The organism is Mesorhizobium sp. BHscii (assembly GCF_053848065.1).
The window spans coordinates 46,534-62,784 of the sequence record NZ_JBSPKW010000007.1; the positions used below are offsets into that span (position 1 = coordinate 46,534).

15 protein-coding genes, 1 tRNA gene and 1 pseudogene are annotated in these 16,251 nt (G+C 61.4%); 10 read left to right on the forward strand and 7 right to left on the reverse strand.

Annotated elements, in window-relative coordinates:
- Positions 1–105 precede the first annotated feature (105 nt).
- The 3 genes and pseudogenes from ACWTU7_RS12325 (at position 106) to ACWTU7_RS12335 (ending at position 3,322) form a co-directional block, all read left to right on the forward strand.
- A complete protein-coding gene (locus ACWTU7_RS12325; protein WP_455838746.1) occupies positions 106–1,194 on the forward strand; it encodes an alpha/beta hydrolase in 1,089 nt (362 codons plus the stop codon).
- Between the two features lie 181 nt (positions 1,195–1,375).
- Positions 1,376–2,308: an AraC family transcriptional regulator gene (locus tag ACWTU7_RS12330; protein WP_455838747.1), complete on the forward strand. Its 933-nt coding sequence runs from the start codon at positions 1,376–1,378 to the stop codon at positions 2,306–2,308.
- Between the two features lie 253 nt (positions 2,309–2,561).
- Positions 2,562–3,322 (forward strand): annotated as a pseudogene (locus tag ACWTU7_RS12335) (glucose 1-dehydrogenase).
- Between the two features lie 264 nt (positions 3,323–3,586).
- On the opposite strand, the gene ACWTU7_RS12340 reads toward ACWTU7_RS12335, so the two are convergent.
- Positions 3,587–3,663 (reverse strand) — tRNA-Arg (locus ACWTU7_RS12340).
- Positions 3,664–3,814: 151 nt separating this feature from the next.
- Positions 3,815–5,302, reverse strand: a complete 1,488-nt coding sequence (locus ACWTU7_RS12345; RefSeq protein ID WP_455838748.1) for an ATP-binding protein — start codon at positions 5,300–5,302, stop codon at positions 3,815–3,817.
- Positions 5,303–5,607: 305 nt separating this feature from the next.
- Between ACWTU7_RS12345 and rpmH the strand changes: the two genes are divergently transcribed.
- The 5 genes from rpmH (at position 5,608) to yihA (ending at position 9,500) form a co-directional block, all read left to right on the forward strand.
- Positions 5,608–5,742, forward strand: a complete 135-nt coding sequence (gene rpmH / locus ACWTU7_RS12350; protein WP_008833937.1) for a 50S ribosomal protein L34 — start codon at positions 5,608–5,610, stop codon at positions 5,740–5,742.
- Between the two features lie 16 nt (positions 5,743–5,758).
- Positions 5,759–6,112, forward strand: a complete 354-nt coding sequence (rnpA, locus tag ACWTU7_RS12355) for a ribonuclease P protein component (protein WP_095494090.1) — start codon at positions 5,759–5,761, stop codon at positions 6,110–6,112.
- Positions 6,113–6,125: 13 nt separating this feature from the next.
- The gene (yidC, locus tag ACWTU7_RS12360) at positions 6,126–7,949 is read left to right on the forward strand and encodes a membrane protein insertase YidC (protein WP_455838749.1); all 1,824 of its coding nucleotides are present in this window, start codon (positions 6,126–6,128) and stop codon (positions 7,947–7,949) included.
- A 256-nt stretch (positions 7,950–8,205) separates the two neighbouring features.
- Positions 8,206–8,844: a CatB-related O-acetyltransferase gene (locus ACWTU7_RS12365; protein WP_455838750.1), complete on the forward strand. Its 639-nt coding sequence runs from the start codon at positions 8,206–8,208 to the stop codon at positions 8,842–8,844.
- Positions 8,841–9,500, forward strand: coding sequence for a ribosome biogenesis GTP-binding protein YihA/YsxC (gene yihA / locus ACWTU7_RS12370; RefSeq protein ID WP_095517505.1), 660 nt, complete (start codon positions 8,841–8,843; stop codon positions 9,498–9,500). Before ACWTU7_RS12365 ends, yihA begins: the two co-directional genes overlap by 4 nt.
- Before the next feature lie 100 nt (positions 9,501–9,600).
- On the opposite strand, the gene ACWTU7_RS12375 is transcribed toward yihA, so the two are convergent.
- Entirely contained in the window at positions 9,601–10,320 is a 720-nt protein-coding gene (locus ACWTU7_RS12375) for a TetR/AcrR family transcriptional regulator (protein WP_095517506.1), read from the reverse strand.
- Between the two features lie 162 nt (positions 10,321–10,482).
- Here ACWTU7_RS12375 and ACWTU7_RS12380 point away from each other — a divergent pair, with 162 nt between their 5' ends.
- Positions 10,483–11,664, forward strand: coding sequence for an HlyD family secretion protein (locus tag ACWTU7_RS12380; RefSeq protein ID WP_455838751.1), 1,182 nt, complete (start codon positions 10,483–10,485; stop codon positions 11,662–11,664).
- Positions 11,665–11,686: 22 nt separating this feature from the next.
- Positions 11,687–13,279 (forward strand): DHA2 family efflux MFS transporter permease subunit, encoded by a 1,593-nt coding sequence (locus ACWTU7_RS12385; RefSeq protein ID WP_455838752.1) that lies wholly within the window; start codon positions 11,687–11,689, stop codon positions 13,277–13,279.
- A 144-nt stretch (positions 13,280–13,423) separates the two neighbouring features.
- On the opposite strand, the gene msrB is transcribed toward ACWTU7_RS12385, so the two are convergent.
- The 4 genes from msrB to ACWTU7_RS12405 all read right to left on the reverse strand — a co-directional run bounded on the left by msrB (position 13,424) and on the right by ACWTU7_RS12405 (position 16,152).
- Positions 13,424–13,927 carry a peptide-methionine (R)-S-oxide reductase MsrB gene (gene msrB, locus ACWTU7_RS12390; RefSeq protein WP_095517721.1) on the reverse strand — a complete coding sequence of 168 codons (504 nt, stop codon included), beginning with the start codon at positions 13,925–13,927 and terminating at the stop codon, positions 13,424–13,426.
- A gap of 216 nt (positions 13,928–14,143) precedes the next feature.
- Complete coding sequence (locus ACWTU7_RS12395) at positions 14,144–14,701, reverse strand: fasciclin domain-containing protein (RefSeq protein ID WP_455838753.1); 558 nt, start codon at positions 14,699–14,701, stop codon at positions 14,144–14,146.
- 216 nt (positions 14,702–14,917) lie between these two features.
- A complete protein-coding gene (locus ACWTU7_RS12400) occupies positions 14,918–15,616 on the reverse strand; it encodes an anti-sigma factor (RefSeq protein WP_095517509.1) in 699 nt (232 codons plus the stop codon).
- Positions 15,613–16,152 (reverse strand): sigma-70 family RNA polymerase sigma factor, encoded by a 540-nt coding sequence (locus tag ACWTU7_RS12405; protein WP_455838754.1) that lies wholly within the window; start codon positions 16,150–16,152, stop codon positions 15,613–15,615. Before ACWTU7_RS12405 ends, ACWTU7_RS12400 begins: the two co-directional genes overlap by 4 nt.
- Positions 16,153–16,251 lie beyond the last annotated feature (99 nt).

Sequence of the window (16,251 nt, forward strand, 5' to 3'; positions counted from 1 at the left end):
GTGCATCAAACGCACCTCCATGAGCGGTATCTATCTGGAGTGCTTATCGCCCTTCCGAGCGTTCCGACGGGCGTCTCTCGAACTCCAACTGCGGAGCGAATCCAGATGGATGGCCTGATCTCTCGTAAAACGTTCCTTCAGAGCGCGCTCGTCGGCTCTGTTGCAATCATGGCCAGCGCGCGCCCCCTACTGGCCCAAACGACTTCAGCCGCAACAAGGGGAGATGTCATGCAACTCACTAAGGAATGGGACAAGACGTTCCCCAGGAGCGACAAGGTCGATCATCAGAAGGTCACCTTCAAGAACCGTTATGGAATAACTCTTGTGGGCGACCTGTATCTGCCGAAAGGTCGCGGTGATCGACGTCTCGCAGCGCTCGCCGTAAGCGGTCCGTTTGGCGCTGTGAAAGAGCAGTCGTCGGGCCTTTATGCGCAGACGATGGCCGAGCGTGGATTCGCCGCTCTCGCCTTCGACCCATCATACACGGGTGAGAGCGGTGGCGAGCCGCGCAATCTTCCCTCGCCTGAGATCAATACCGAAGATTTCAGTGCCGCCGTTGATTTCCTCGGCATGCAGGACTTTGTGGATCGCGAATCCATCGGCATCATCGGGATCTGCGGATGGGGCGGTATGAGCCTGAGCGCCGCAGCTATCGACAAGCGCATCAAAGCTGTCGTGACGGCCAGCATGTACGATATGTCGCGTGTCATGTCTCGTGGATACTACGACAGCATGACGTTGGAGCAGCGCACGCAGGCGTTGGAGAAGATGAGCTTGCAGCGCTGGGCCGACGCCGAAGCTGGCTCGCTGGCTTCCGGACCGCGCAACCTGCCGGAAGAACTTCCCGCCGACGCCGATCCGGTCACAGCCATGTATTTCGGATACTACCGCACTCCGCGTGGGTTCCATAAGAATTCTACGAACTCGAACGGTGCTTGGGTGGCAACCGGCGCGATGCCGTTCATGACTTTCCCGCTCCTCACGCACGTCAGTGAAATCTCGCCGCGTCCGACCCTGATGATCGCCGGGGACAATGCGCATTCTCGCTATATCAGCGAGGATGCCTACAAGGCTGCCGCGGAGCCCAAAGAACTGATGATCATACAGGATGCGAACCACGTCGATCTTTACGATCGCGCGGACAAGATCCCGTTCGACAAGATCGCCGATTTCTTCGAACGGAATCTCGCGTAATCCCGCCCGATCCGTCCGGAAGCGACAAATTTGCGCTTGCGGACGGATCGCTCGCAAAACTTTGAGCGGACTACAGGGTACCTTGCTCGGCCTTCCGACGGCCAACTTCGACGCTTACACTTGGAATATATCTTCCAAGCCGGAAACGGTTCGAAAACGCGAGGCATCTCGGGAGCATCACATGCAACACAACGCTCTAGCTCGCGATATTGATCGCTGGTCCAACGGAAGAGACGAAACTGAGACGTCGATCCCGGGGCTCACGTTTTTTCGCCGGAACGCTCCGACCCATCCTTGCATCTGCCTCGTGGAACCCAGCATCGTTGTGGTAGCTCAGGGGGCGAAACAGATGTTCCTCGGCAGTGAATCGTACCTGTACGATTCTACCCGATTTCTCGTAACGTCACTCGACATGCCGGCACATACACAGGTGCTGGAAGCAACCCCGGAAAAGCCCTGCTTAGGCCTCACCCTGAAGTTGGACCTAAGGATAATGGCAGAGCTGATTTCGCAGGGCAATCTCGCGCCGGTCGCGGAACGGTCGAACAGCAGGGCCATCGGCGTCGGCACGCTGACGCCTGAAATCGTTGCCCCCCTTGAGCGTTTGGTTGGATTGTTGGACGAACCCGGCGCCGTCCCGCTTTTGGCCCCTCTCGTTCAGCGAGAGATCCATTATCGGCTGCTTGTGAGTGATCAGGCATCCCGTTTGTGGCAGATCATCGCTGCTGGCAGCCAGAGCCACCGGATTGCCATGATAATTGCTTGGCTCAAGTTGAACTTCGCAAGTCCGCTCCGCGTGGAGGATCTTTCAGAGCGGGCGCAGATGAGCGCATCCACTTTCCATCAGCACTTTCGCGAGCTTACCTCGATGAGCCCCCTGCAATATCAAAAATGGCTACGCCTCACCGAAGCGCGGCGGTTGATGTTGAACGAACATTTCGATGCCGCCAGCGCCGCGTTCAAGGTCGGTTACGAGAGCGCCTCTCAATTCAGCAGGGAGTATGGTCGGCTCTATGGCGCACCACCGAAGCGGGATGTCGCGGCTTTCAAGCGCGAACTAACCCACAGTCCAGCATCTCGGCGGAAAAGTTCCCGGTCAGCTATGACAGCCTGATCGCTCGGCCGGCAGCCACACCTCAGGGAGTGCCCTCGCGGGCTCGCTGAACTCGATCACGACACATCGGTAGGCGGATGGTTGTGGTCGATCGGCGGCCGAGGCTGAACCACCCTCTTACATCGTGCCCCTCCAGCTCGTGGTGCCCTATAGGGCGTCGACTTCGAGCGGCACGACGGTGCGGTAGAGGCCGAGTTGCACGGCAATGCGCATCGACGTGGCATTTTTACAGCAATGACTGAAGGAGACTCTCATGTCGGTCGTTTATGATTTCAGTGGGCAAGTTGCGCTGGTCACCGGCGCGGCCATGGGCATGGGCCTTGCGACGGCGCAAGCCTTCGCTGAGGCGGGAGCGGCGGTGACGCTGGCCGACATCGACGAGCGGGCGCTGGACGAGGCGGTGGACGAGATCAGGTCCGCAGGGGGCAAAGCCATCGGGGTGATCTGCGACGTCACGGACGAAGATCAAGTCGCAGCTATGGTTGAAAGGACGGTCGCCGAGTTCGGCCATCTCGATGCGGCTTTCAACAATGCCGGCATCCAGGTGCCGGCGGCCGATTTCGCAGATGTGTCGGCCGAGTCCTTCGACCGCGTGACGGCCATCAACTTGCGCGGCGTGTGGGCGTGCATGAAGCACGAGCTCATCCAGATGAGCAAGCAGGGCAGCGGCGCAATCGTCAACAACTCCTCAGTCGGCGGAATTCGCGGTGGTGCACGGCTCGCTGCCTATCACGCCACAAAGCACGGCGTGCTCGGCCTAACGAGCAGCGCGGGTAAAGAATATGCCTCGCGCGGCATCCGCATCAACGCCATCTGTCCCGGGGGACCGACACGCCGATGGTCGACAAGATGATCGAGGAAGGCGTGTTTTCTCGCAGCGATCTCAAAGGCAACCCACTTGGCCGCACCGCCCGGCCCGAGGAGATGGCTCAGACGGTGATGTGGCTCTGCAGCCCGGGCTCGTCCTTCGTTGTCGCGCACGCTCTGGTCGTGGACGGCGGTTCCACTGCTTAACTTGAGGGAGACTGTGGCCCCTATGTCGGCTTTTCAGGAAACGAAAAAGCGCCCTCGACGAAGGCGCAAAGCTGCCGCTTTGGGCCAACAGCGGGCAGCGAACGCCGCCTGCTGTTGATGCACGACGGTGCTCAACCGAAGCGTCGATCCTTCGCCTTGGCTCTCGCTACCGCGCGTGCCTATCCGATCATGCAAAACCGTTTCAAAAACCGTTTCAGATCGTCGATTTGAAACGGCGCAGCACGGCTAAGTCTTTGAGATTGTTGGCGCGCCCGAAGAGATTCGAACTCCTGACCCCCAGATTCGTAGTCTGGTGCTCTATCCAGCTGAGCTACGGGCGCGCAACAGGCCATGCTTTGCATGGCCCGCGATCCGATCCTTAACGACCGGCCGCGATGTGACGTGTTCCCTAGCGACTGAATTTCCGAAAAGCAAGCCGATCCGGCAAAAGTTTTGTTGTTCGTGCCTTGACGAGGATCGGGTGGGCAAGGATCAGGCCGGGCGGCGCAGGCCGTTGCGGGCCTGGTCGAGCCGGACCGGCTGGTCGGGAATGGTCACCGCGAAGGTGGTGCGGCCGCCTCTGCTTTCGACGAGCTCCACCGTGCCGCCATGGGCGCGGATCAATTCATAGGCGATTGCCAAGCCGAGCCCGGTGCCGCCGCTGCGGGCCGAGCCGCGGAACGCCGCGAACAGGTTCTCGCGCGCTTTCGGCGGCAGGCCGGGGCCGGTGTCGGTGACGGTGATGCGGCTGACGCTGCCGACGCGCTCGGCCGACACCGCCAACCGGCGCACCACCGCACTTTCCGCGTCCGCCGCCATCGCCTGCACGGCGTTGCGGCAAAGATTGGTGAGCACGCGAAAAAGCTGATCGGAATCGGCATCCACCTCGAAAGCCGGATCGACGGCATTGACGAATTCGATGCCGCCTTCGGTGTCGAGCAGGCCGTGGACGTCGTCGACCAATTGGCGCAGCCTAAGCCTGCGGCGCGAGGGCGGCGGCTCCTGGGTGCGGCCATAGGCGAGCACACCTTCCGAATAGGACACGGCACGATCGAGCGCCCGCAGCAGTTTCGGCGCGAAGGCCTGCACGGTCGGGTCCTTGACCTGGCGCAGACGATCCGACATCAGCTGCGCCGACGCCAGGATGTTGCGCATATCATGGTTGATCTTCGACACGGCGAGGCCAAGGTCGGCGAGATGCTTCTGCTCGGAGAGCATCTTTTGTAGCCGCTCCTGCATCTGCGAGAGCTCGCGCTCTGCAACGCCGATCTCGTCGGCGCGGGCAGCAGGGCGGATGATCCGCCCGGGGTCGTCGGGCGCCTCGGAGAAGGCCAGCATCGAGCGCGTCATCGTCCGGATCGGGCCGATCATGATCAGGTCTATTGCGGCATAGACCAGCATGGCGGTGAACAGCGAGATCAGCAGCGAGACGAAGGCGACGTTGCGCGAATAGATGAGCATGGCATCGCGCAGGCTGTAGTCGGGCATGATCAACTCGAATTCCTTGTCGCTGTCGCCGACCGGGCCGAAAACGCGCAGCATCCGCTCGCCGCCGAAAAACAGCGTGTCCAAAGCGCCGGTCATGCCCTCGACCAGGCCGACATTGGCGATGTCGATATGCTCATCGACGTGCGGCGGCATCTCAGCCACGACCAGAAGCCGCGAGACGCCGCCGTCGCGCACGGCGATCGCCTTGGCGCCGATCGCCATCAGCACGTCGTTCTGGGCGGCGCGGGACAGCGAGGCGGGCTCTCCCTGCACCAGCACGATCGAGACGGCCGCAGCGGTGCTCAGCCTCTCCTTCAGCCAACTCAGCCGGTAGCTGGCGATCCAGGGCAGAAAGATAAGGACCTCGGCCAGGAGCACGAAGACGATGGTGAGCAGCAGGAGCTTTGTCGACAATCCACGCGACAAAGGCACCCTCCGGGCGGCCGCGGTCGCCCGATCGGTCCTTTCCTCCGCGGATGGGATTTCACTCATGCTGCTTTTTCTTCACGATCGCTTGATCAAACGAGATTAGGCCATTGCGGCTTTTTTGCCAATTTCATCCTTCGTCCCAATACGGGATGATACCGCCAAGACTTCAGCCATCACACTTCAGCCAATCGGCTGAGGCGCCGGATGTCGGCGCCGGATTGACTTCCAAAACCCTTCTTTCTATAAGCCCGCTCACGCTCGGGCCATTCGTCCCGGCGCGGTTTCGATCGCGCCAAAGCCGGCCCGGCAAAGCTCCTGTTACAGAGTGACAGAATCAAGAAGGGCCGCACCCCGCGGTATTAAAACAAATGAAGCGTACTTACCAACCGTCCAAACTCGTCCGCAAACGTCGGCACGGTTTTCGTGCCCGCATGGCCACCAAGGGTGGTCGTGGCGTCGTCGCAGCCCGCCGCAACCGCGGTCGCAAGCGGCTCAGCGCCTGAACGGAAGACGAGATCGTTGCCCGCAACCGGCAAGCCAGTGGGTGCACATCCCAAGCGGCTTCTGAAACGCGCGGAATTCCTGGCTGTCCGGCGTGGCGAGAAGCGCCGCGGGCGGCTTTTTCTCGTCGAGGTTCTGGACCGCAGCGACGCAGAGGCGCCTCGCGTCGGCTACACGGTCACCAAGAAGGTCGGCAATGCAGTCGTCCGCAACCGCATCCGGCGGCGGCTGAGAGAAGCCGTGCGCACGCATGCCGCGGGTGACATGGAGCCTGGCAATGACTATGTCATCGTCGGGCGCGAAGATGTGCTTACCATTCCGTTCGGCCAGTTGAAGGCCGAACTCTCCCGCAGACTGCGCGGAACACGATAGGCCAAGGCTTTCGATGGAAAACAACCGGAACTTCTTCATCACCATCGCGCTGTCGGTGCTGATCCTGTCGCTTTGGCAGTATTTTTACGTGATGCCTTACAGCGAGGCGCAACGCGAGGCGGCCCGTATACAAGAGCAGCGGATTGCGGAGCAGAAGAAGGCGGCCGAAGGCGCCAGTCCCGGCAAAAGCGAAACGCCGGTGCCGCAGCAAGGCGCCATTCCTAATGCACCCAATGCACCGGGGACCGATGGCGCGACGCCTGCCGGCCGCGAGCAGGCGCTGGCGTCGACGAAGCGCGTCAGGATCGACACGCCGAGCCTGGAGGGCTCGATCAATCTCACCGGCGCCCGTCTCGACGACCTCAAGCTAAAGCACTACACGCTGACGGTCGACAAAAACTCGCCCGAGATCGAACTGCTCAACCCGGCAGCGCTGCCCACTGGCTACTATGCCGAGATCGGATTTGTCGGCAGCGACAAGACCGGCACGGTGCCGGGCCCGGAAACCGTGTGGACCGTCGATGGCAATGCGACGCTGACGCCGGCGACCCCGGTTACGCTGAGCTTCACCAACGACAAGGGTCTGACCTTCAAGCGCACCTTCTCCGTCGACAGCGACTATATGTTCACGGTCTCGGACACGGTGCAGAATTCAGGCTCAACCCCAGTCACCCTGTCGAATTACGGCCGCGTCACCCGCTTCGACAAGCCTGCCGTTGCCAGCATCTATGTGCTGCATGAAGGGCTGATCGGCGTCACCGGCACGGAAGGCCTGCAGGAACACAAATACGCGGCCGTCGAGGAGGACAAGCAGTACACGCCGGGCAAGTCGACCGATGGCTGGCTGGGCATCACCGACAAATACTGGGCGGTGACGCTGGTGCCGACCGAGAAACAGCCGTTCCAGCCGCGTTACGCTTATTTCGACGACGGCCGCCCGCGCTACCAAGCCGACTTCCTCACCGACCCGATCACCGTCGATGCCGGCCAGTCGGCGACGGTCGAGACCGAAATCTTCGCCGGCGCCAAGGAAGTCGCCAAGGTCAACGCCTATGCGGAAGATCGCCATATCAGGCTGTTCGACCGTTTGATCGACTGGGGATGGTTCATCTGGATCACCAAGCCGATGTTCTACCTGATCGACACGATGTACAAATTCTTCGGCAATTTCGGCTTGGCGATCCTGGCCACCACCGTCGTCGTCAAGGCCGTCTTCTATCCGCTCGCCAACAAGTCCTACGCGTCGATGGCGAACATGAAGAAGGTGCAGCCCAAGATGCTCGAGATCCGCGAGAAATACGCGGACGACAAGATGAAGCAGCAACAGGCGATGATGGAGCTCTACAAGACCGAGAAGATCAATCCGCTCGCCGGCTGCTGGCCGGTGGCGCTGCAGATTCCGGTCTTCTTCGCGCTCTACAAGGTGCTCTACATCACCATCGAGATGCGGCACGCACCGTTCTTCGGCTGGATCCAGGATCTGGCGGCGCCCGACCCGACCTCGATCTTCAACCTGTTTGGCCTCATTCCGATCGCTCTGCCGGACATGTTGATGATCGGCGTTTGGCCGCTGATCATGGGCCTGACCATGTTCCTGCAGATGCGCATGAACCCGACGCCGCCGGACCCGACACAGGCCATGATCTTCACCTGGATGCCGGTGGTCTTCACGTTCATGATGGCCGGTTTTCCGGCCGGCCTCGTCATCTACTGGGCCTGGAACAATCTGCTTTCGATCATCCAGCAAGGCGTGATCATGAAGCGGCAGGGCGCCAAGATCGAATTGTGGGACAATCTGGTCGCGCTGTTCCGGAAGAAACCGTCGCCGGCGGAATAGAAGGCGCTCGCTTTTTGTGAATCCAGAAAAGCCCCGGACCGGGGCTTTTTTGTTGGGACGAGCCGAGCCGCCGGCGAGCGGCGAAACCCGTCGGCCGGCGGTAGACGCCGCCGCGACACATCCCTATAAGCTCGCTGTCGTTTCAGGAGCGCTCCGTCGATGAACAGGTAAGGATGATCCGCTGCGCACGCGGTTGGCTGCCGGGCGGATCGCGCTATTTTGACCTTGCCTGTTTTTCGTCGATGGAAGCCACACCATGATCGGACCCAACCCCAACATCAAGCACCCGATCCCGATGCATACCCGCGTCGGTTTCCTGAAGGGACTGGTCACGGCGCCGAACATCGAGATCGGCGACTTCACCTATTATGACGATCCGGACGGGCCGGACAAATTCGCCGAGCGGTGCGTGCTGCATCATTATCCATTCATCGGCGACCGGCTGATCATCGGCAAGTTCTGCGCCATCGCCGAGGGCGCGCGCTTCATCATGAACGGCGCCAATCATGCCATGTCCGGCTTTTCGACCTATCCGTTCAACATCTTCGGTCATGGCTGGGAAGAGGGTTTCGACCCGGCTACCTGGTCGAAGGAATTGCGCGGCGACACAGTGCTCGGCAATGATGTATGGATCGGCATGGAAGCGGCGATCCTGCCCGGCGTGACGATCGGCCATGGCGCCATCGTTGCGGCAAAATCGGTGGTGACGCATGACGTGCCACCCTATGCGATCGTCGCCGGCAATGCGGCCAAGGTGGTGAAGATGCGGTTCGACGACAGGACCATCCGGCGGCTTTTGGCGGCGGCGTGGTGGGATTGGCCGGTGGAAAAGATCAGCCGCAACCTCAATGCCATTCGTGGCGCCGATATTTCTCTTCTGGAGGCAGCGGTTTGAACGCGTTGAACAAGACCGTGATCGGCATCGAGCTGTTCACGCGGCCGTGGATCTTCATCCGCGGCGTGCCGGCAATGAAGTTCCTGCCGCCGGAGGGGCCGCCGGAGATCGCCTTTGCCGGCCGCTCGAATGTCGGCAAATCGTCGCTGATCAACGCCCTGGTCAATCAGAAGGGGCTGGCGCGCACGTCCAACACGCCGGGGCGGACGCAGGAACTCAATTATTTCGTTCCGGGTGGATTTTCCGGCGAAGGCGCCGACCTGCCGCCGATGGCGCTGATCGACATGCCGGGCTACGGCTACGCCACCGCGCCCAAGGAGAAGGTCGACGACTGGACGAAACTCGTCTTCGACTATCTCAAGGGCCGGGTCACGCTGAAGCGGGTCTATGTGCTGATCGACGCCCGCCATGGCATCAAGGCCAAGGATGACGAAGTGCTGTCGCTGCTCGACAAGGCGGCGGTCTCCTACCAGATCGTGCTGACCAAGACCGACAAGATCAAGGCGGCCGGCGTGCCGCGATTGATCGAAGAAACACTGCAGAAGATCAAGAAGCGGCCGGCCGCGTTTCCGTTCGTTCTCGCCACGTCGTCGGAAAAGAGCGAGGGCCTTGAGGAATTGCGCGCGGCGATCGTGCTGGCGGCCAATGGCGGCTAATGCATGTCGCGCAAAAGTGTGCAGCGGTTTTGCGATAACGACATGCATAAAACAACAACCTAAAGCGCGTCGCGTGAGGCCGGTCAAACGCGACGCGCTTTTAGGGCTTTGCCTCTAGTGCTATCGTCTGGGTGCTTTCTTCCGTAGCAAGCCTTTCTGTGCCGTAAGCCTTCAGGAACATGCCGACGCCCGACCTGACGATGTGGTCGATTTCATCCGGGCTCGGCGCTTTGGTGCGGTAGGCGAATATGCACTGGCGGAAGAGACCTGCCAGGCACAGTTCGGTGAACTGATAGGCGGCAAGGTCGACATCGTCGATCTTGAGCAGGCCGCGTTCGACGGCGGCATTGAGAAAAACAACGACCTTGTCGTGGCCGCGTTTCGGGCCGCGTTCGTAAAAACGCGCGCCAAGTTCGGGAATCCTGTCGGACGCGCCGATTACCGTGCGCTGCGCCTGGATGACCTTCGCCGAGGTGATCTTGAGGGACAGCACCTTGCCGAACTTCACCAGCGTCTCGCGAAGGTCGTCGGCGCGGTCGAGCATATCGTACATGTTCTTGAAGATCGTGCCGCGCTCTTCCTCGATCAGCGCCTCGAACAGTTCTTCCTTGTTAGCGAAATAGACATAGATCGTGCCCTTGGAAACGCCGGCCTCGCGGGTGATGTCGTTCATCGACGCCGCTTCGAAGCCCTTGTCGATGAAGACGCGGCGCGCGCCCTCGATGATCTGGCTGCGCTTGACCGGGTCCTGTCCCGCCGCGGGGCGGCCGCGACGCAGGCCATCCAGCAGATCGCACTGGTCCTTGTCGGGTTCGGTCATAGTGTCACACCTCGAAAAATATTCGAACCGATCGGTTCGATCACCCTTGATATGGGCCGCTCTCCGCGCTAAGTCAATGTTCGCATCGAACCGAACGGTTCAGTCTTACTGATTGTTTCGAGAGAGATGCCTAGTTTCCAAGAGATGCCAAGAGAGATCCCCATGTCCTCGAACGCGACCCCCACCGCCGAAGTCCGTCCCTTCCCTAACGCCAAGATCGCGCCAGCAACGGAAGCGCCGAACGCACCGACTGAGCCGGCAATAAGTCCTCCGGCCGAGGCGCCGACGAAAAAGAAACGTTCGGCACGCTCCCTACTGTTGCCGATCATCGCGCTTGGCTTGCTGGGCGCAGCTGCCTGGTATGGCTACGATTACTGGACCGACGGGCGCTTCATGATCTCAACCGACGACGCCTATGTCCAGGCCGACATGGCATTCATTTCGCCGAAAATTTCCGGCTATGTCGATCAGATCAAGGTGACCGAGAACCAGCAGGTCAAGGCCGGCGACCCGCTGCTGGTCGTCGACAATGGCGACTACAAAATAGCGGTCGCCCAAGCCGAGGCGCAGATCGCCACCTTGAGCAAGACGCTCGACCGTATCGAGGCCCAGACCGAGGCGGCGCGTGCATCGCTCGAGCAGGCGCAGGCGCAGAAGACCGCCGACCAGGCCGCCGCCGCCAATGCGGCGCGTGTTCAAACGCGCGCCGCCCAATTGCTCAAGACACATGTCGGCACCCAGGTCCAGCTGGATGATGCCCAGACCGCGGTCGAGCAGGCCAATGCCGCCCTTGTAGGTGCCGACGCCCAGATCGCCGCGGCGCAGGCCAATATCGGTGTGCTTCAGGCGCAGCGCGCGGAGACGGCGAGCACGCTGGCGTCGCTGCAGCTTGCCCGGGACAAGGCCGTGCGGGACCTGTCCTTCACCGTGCTGCGCGCGCCCTATGACGGTGTGGTCGGCAACCGCTCGGTCGAGCAGGGCGACCTGATCAGCCCCGGACAGAAGCTCGCCGTCATCGTGCCGATGGACAAGCTCTACATCGTCGCCAATTTCAAGGAGACCCAGCTTGCCCGGCTGGTGCCCGGCGAAAAGGTCCAGATATCGGTCGACGCGATCGACGGCCAGGATTTCGAAGGCACCGTCTCGTCCTTGGCGCCGGCATCCGGCGCGGTGTTCTCGCTGCTGCCACCGGAAAACGCCACCGGCAATTTCACCAAGGTCGTGCAGCGCGTCCCGGTTCGTATCGACGTGCCGGCGGATGTGCTGAAGACAGGCAAGCTGCGCGCCGGCCTCAGCGTCGTCGTGGCCGTCGACAGCCGCACCGCGCCGGCCGCGTCGAACTGAGTGGCCGCTTGGGAGCACTGGCATGGCAACCGCGACCTTGACAGCAGGATCGCCGCCGGCGAGGCCGGCTACGCCTGACACGATTTCCACACGCCGCATCATCGCCTTCCTGGCGATGGTGTTCGGCATGTTTATGGCGATCCTCGACATCCAGATCGTTTCGGCCTCGCTGGCCGAGATCCAGGCGGGCTTGAGCGCCAGCTCCGACGAAATCCCGTGGGTGCAGACTGCCTATCTGATCGCCGAAGTTATCATGATCCCGCTGTCCGGTTTTCTCAGCCGGATGCTGTCGACACGCGTGCTGTTCACCGTCTCCGCGGCTGGCTTCACCGCCGCGAGCGCGCTGGCGGCGACCGCCACCAATATCGACCAGATGATCGTCTACCGCGCCATCCAGGGCTTCATCGGCGGCGGCATGATTCCAAGCGTCTTCGCTGCCGCCTTCACCATCTTCCCGCCGTCGCGCCGCGCCATGGTGTCGCCGATGATCGGTCTGGTGGCGACGCTGGCGCCGACCATCGGCCCGACTGTCGGCGGCTATATAAGCCATGCCACGTCCTGGCACTGGCTGTTTCTGATCAACGTGGTGCCCGGCATCCTGGTGACCGCCGCGGCGTGGTCGCTGATCGACTTCGACAAGCCAAATCTCAGCCTGTTCCGCAAGTTCGACTGGTGGGGCCTTGCCGGCATGGCGGCTTTCCTCGGTTCGCTGGAATATGTGCTCGAGGAAGGGCCTAACAACGACTGGCTTCAGGACCAGGCCGTGTTCATCTGCGCCATCCTGATGACAGCCGGCGCCGTGCTGTTCTTCTGGCGCGCCTTCACAGCCGAGGAGCCGATCGTCGACCTGAAGGCCTTCACCAACGTCAACTTCGCTTTCGGGTCGCTGTTCTCCTTCGTCATCGGCATCGGTCTCTACGGTCTGACCTATCTCTATCCGGTATATCTCGGGCGTATCCGCGGCTACGATTCCCTGATGATCGGCGAGGCGCTGTTCGTCAGCGGCCTGGCGATGTTCGTCACCGCGCCCATTTCCGGCATCCTGTCGCGCAAGATGGATCCGCGGCTGATGATGATGATCGGCTTCTTCGGCTTCGCCGCAGGCACCTGGCGCATGACCTATCTGACCGCCGACTGGGATTTCTGGGAGCTTTTGGTGCCGCAGATCCTGCGTGGTGCCTCGATGATGCTGTGCATGGTGCCGATCAACAACATCGCACTGGGAACACTGCCGCCTGACCGGCTTAAGAATGCTTCCGGCCTGTTCAATCTCACCCGCAATCTCGGTGGCGCCGTCGGCCTTGCCGTCATCAACACCGTGCTGATCGACCGCAACGCATTCCACTACGCAAGGCTGGCCGAGCATGTGCAATGGGGCAGTGCCGAGGCGCAAACCAAGCTGCAGAACATGACGCTCGACTTCCAGCAGAATGCCGGCCTGGACGCGTCCAAGGCGGCGATCTCCAAACTGTCTGCTATGGTCCAGCAGCAGGCTTCGCTGCTGTCCTTCATGGACGTGTTCTATCTCTTGACGGCGCTGTTCGCCACGCTGGCGATCTTCACCATGGTCATCCGCAAGCCGGCAGAGCAGGCTGGCGGAGGTGGCGGACATTGATCGTGCAACTTTGCGCGTCCAAAGGACACGCGGCGCTGTAATGCATGTCGCGCAAAAGTGCGCAGCGGTTTTGCGATAACGACATGCATAAGACAACAACCTAAAGCGCGTCGCGTGAGGCCGGTCAAACGCGAGCGCTTTAGGTCAGGCGGTGGCCGGCTTGAAGGTCAAGGCGACGCCGTTGATGCAATGACGCAGGCCGGTCGGCGGCGGGCCATCGTCGAAGACATGGCCGAGATGACCACCGCAACGGCGGCAATGGACCTCGGTTCGGGTCATGCCGAGAGACCTGTCCACGGTCTTGCCGACGGCGTTGGGAATCTCCTGCCAGAAGCTCGGCCAGCCGGTGCCGGAATCGAACTTCGTCTCAGAGGAATAGAGCGGCAGGTCGCAGCCGGCACAGGCGAAGATGCCTTTGCGGTGCTCGTTGAGTAGCGGGCTGGTGCCGGGATATTCGGTGCCTTCCTTGCGCAGCACATTGAAGGCCGCATCGGACAGGATGGCGCGCCACTCGGCCTCGGTCTTGGTGACCTCGAAGGTTTCGGCGGCGTGCGCATCCTGCGGCCGGCCCATGCGCAGCGTTGCTGCCGTGCCTGCCAACAATGCCACAGCGGCGGCACCGCTCCAAAGAAAGTCGCGCCGGATCATCATCATTCCTCCTCTGTCCATTTGCCAAATTCGACCGTCACATGGAAATCAAAAGCTAGTGACGGCCAGCTCCTGACAACCGGCATTCCGCACCTGCCCCACGCCTACAGCGGACGGCGCGGATTGTACGCTTGTCGATTGCGCGGGTCACGCAAGCGGAACCCGCGCAGTCGGCATGGAACGTCAGCCATATCTTCGCTGGCGACGACCGCTTTGTTACATCTTCGGCAGGAGAACCTTGTCGATGACGTGGATAACGCCGTTCGACTGCTCGACATCGGCAACCGTCACATTGGCGACATTGCCGTTCTCGTCCGTCGCGGTGACCTTGCCGTCGTCGGCCTTGAGCGTCAGTTCGCAGCCGCCAACCGTCTTGACCTTATGCGCGCCACCATCGTCCATGGCCATCTTGGCGACGTCGTCGGCCATCGCCTTGGCACCGATGACATGGCAGGTCAGGATCTTGACCAGCTTGTCCTTGTTTTCGGGCTTGAGCAGCGTGTCGACGGTGCCGGTCGGAAGGGCGGCAAAGGCCTCGTTGGTCGGCGCGAACACAGTGAAGGGACCGGCACTCTGCAGCGTGTCGACGAGACCACCGGCCTTGACGGCCGCAACCAGCGTCGTGTGATCCTTCGAGTTGACGGCGTTCTCGACGATGTTCTTGGTGGCATACATGGCGGCGCCGCCGACCATCGGATTCTGGGCATAGGCGGCAGTGGCGAGCGCGGAAACGGCGACCGTGCCGGCAAGCGAAAGGGTGGCGAATTTACGCATGATCTCAATCTCCTCGGGTTTGTCGTTCCCCTCTTTGGGGGCGCAAGCAGATACGGAAGATGAGTGTTTGAGTTTCGACGTTCAGGAAAAAATTTAGTTTTTCGCAATTCGAGCGGGGGTTTTTCAAAGGGTTAGCCGTTAAAGGATGTATTCTTACGGGCCAACGCCATCACAGGCGATAAATTTGAAATCTTCTGGAAAGCAGATAGGTGGCGATCAGATGCTCTTCAAATCGCCCGCAGCGACCACAGGGCCGGTCGGCTGACCTGTCGGCGAACCGCCGGCCGGTTCGAGGCTGACCGCAAGCACGGCGCCCTGTGCAAGCTTTTCCTGCACGGCCGGCGCAATGGTCATATGGGCGATCTGACCGGCCGGGATGATGCCCATCGAGACCGGCGCATTCTTGCCCTCGATCATCCACAGTTCGAAATCCTTGCCGGCGGCACGCTCACCGGAGACATGCGAGAGGCCGATCTTGCGATGGGCAGCGTCATAGACGGCAAGATATCTGACGTCGCTGCCATCAGCGGTCAGTGATGCGACAAGCCGCGGCGGTTCGACCGGCGGGTTGAGGTAAGGCACGGCGATGGTGATCGCCAGCGCTGCGACAGAAGCGGCAGCAAGACCGCGCCAGAAGGCAAGGCTCGACCAGAGGCCGGAGCGAGGTTCTGCCACGAACAGCCGGCGATCCAATGCCTCCTTGACCCTGATCGGCGGCTCTGTCTCCGGATAGGCGGCGGCCATCGGCGAAAGACGCGCCTCCCAGGCATCGACAAGGCGCGCGAAAGTGGCGTCCGCGTCGATACGGCGTGACGCGATCTCGCGTTCGTCCGCGTCCAGCACACCAAGAACGTATTCGGCGGCGAACAGGTCGTCGCCCCCAGGTTCCGGTCCGTCATCCTGTGCCAGCGTCATCTTTCCAGACACTCTCTGAGCTGCAACAGGCTGCGCCGCAGCCAGGTCCGCATCGTGTTCAGCGGCACGCCATGGCGTACGGCCAGTTCGGCATAGCTTTCGCCCTGGAGATAGGCGCCCCGGACGGCCGCCGCCCGGTCCTTTTCCAATTCATCGAGACAACGATAGATGCGCTCCGATTCACCGCCCGCAACAACCGCAGCCTCCGGTCCCGGTGCCGGATCGGCCACCTCGAGCGCAGCATCGATATAGGTGGCAGGCTCTCGCCGCGCCCTTATCCGATCGATCGCATGATTGCGCGCAATGGCCACCAGCCAGGAAATCGGGCTTAGCTCCGAGACGGCGAAACGGTCCGCCTTCGTCCATATCTTGACGAAGACCTCCTGCAGCGCCTCTTCTGCCTCTCCCCGGTCCTTCAATACACGAAGGCAGACGCCGAAAAGTTTCGCGCTGGTCTGCCGGTAGAGCAGATCGAACGCAGCCCGGTCCTTCATCGAAGTCCGGACCATCAGGTTGCTGATGTCCTGCGGCGTCATCGGCTGCCAAATTAGGCAATTGCAATGTATTTGCAACGGCCGAAGCGTTCTTGCGCACCGGGAGCGTCGTCGACTTCGATTGCCAAGAAAATCCGCAAG